The organism is Arhodomonas sp. KWT (genome assembly GCF_010993615.1).
Genome location: NZ_WNXE01000550.1, coordinates 1 through 1,084, shown reverse-complemented (window position 1 = coordinate 1,084; position 1,084 = coordinate 1). Strand labels below are relative to the sequence as shown.

At 75.5% G+C, this 1,084-nt stretch carries 1 protein-coding gene; it reads left to right on the top strand.

Annotated elements, in window-relative coordinates; genetic code table 11:
- A partial coding sequence (locus G7A99_RS20635) for a 3-hydroxyacyl-CoA dehydrogenase NAD-binding domain-containing protein (RefSeq protein ID WP_205599967.1) occupies positions 1 to 1,084 on the top strand: 1,084 nt, incomplete at both ends.

Genomic DNA, 1,084 nt, shown 5'->3' with positions numbered 1-1,084 from the left:
GTGGCGGCGATCGACGGCGTCTGCCTCGGTGGCGGGCTGGAGCTCGCCATGGCCTGCGATGCCCGCATCTGCACCGACGCCGGCCATACCCGGCTCGGCCTGCCCGAGGTCCAGCTCGGGCTGTTGCCGGGGGGCGGTGGCACCCAGCGGCTGCCGCGGCTGGTGGGGCTGCCGCTGGCGCTGGACATGATGCTCACCGGCCGCCAGGTGAGTGCGCGCTCCGCCGCCCGCAGCGGCCTGGTGGACGAGGCAGTGCCCGCCGACATCCTGGAGGACGTCGCCGTCGAGCGCATCGAGGCGCTGCATGCCGGCCGTGGCCGACGGCGCGCCGGGTGGCGCGCCCGGCTCCTGCATGCGGTGCAGGCGCGCAACCCCCTCGGGCGCGCCGTCGTCTGCTCCCGGGCGCAGGAGAGTGTCCGCCGGCGTACCCACGGCAACTATCCCGCGCCGCCGCGCATCATCGAGTGCGTGCGCACCGGTCTGGCCCGGGGCATGGCCGAGGGGCTGGCGGCGGAGGCGAGCGCCTTCGGCGAGCTGGCGATGACCCCCGAGGCCGGCGAGCTCGCCGGGATCCACTTCGCCACCACGGCGATGAAGAAGGACACCGGTGCCGAGGGGGAGCCACGCACCGTGGAGCGGACCGCCGTGCTCGGCGCCGGCCTGATGGGGGCGGGGATCGCGTTCGTGACCGCCTCCCGGGCCCGGCTGCCGGTGCGTCTCTACGACGTCTCCACCGAGGGGCTCGCCCGGGGCCTGCGCCACGTGCACGAGGAGGTCCGCCGGCGCCGCGGCCGCCTGAGCGCCTACGAGGCGGGACAGGTGGGCCGCCGGGTGACCGCGACCCCCGCGCTCACCGGCTTCGGCGGTGTGGGCCTGGTGGTGGAGGCGGTGCCGGAGGAACTCGCCATCAAGCACCGCACGGTGGAGGCGGTGGAGGCCGTGACCCCGCCGGAGACGATCATCGCGAGCAACACCTCGTCGCTGCCCATCGCCCGCATCGCCGAGGCGGCGCAGCGGCCCGGCAACGTCATCGGCATGCACTATTTCTCGCCGGTGGAGCGCATGCCGCTGCTGGAGGTGATCC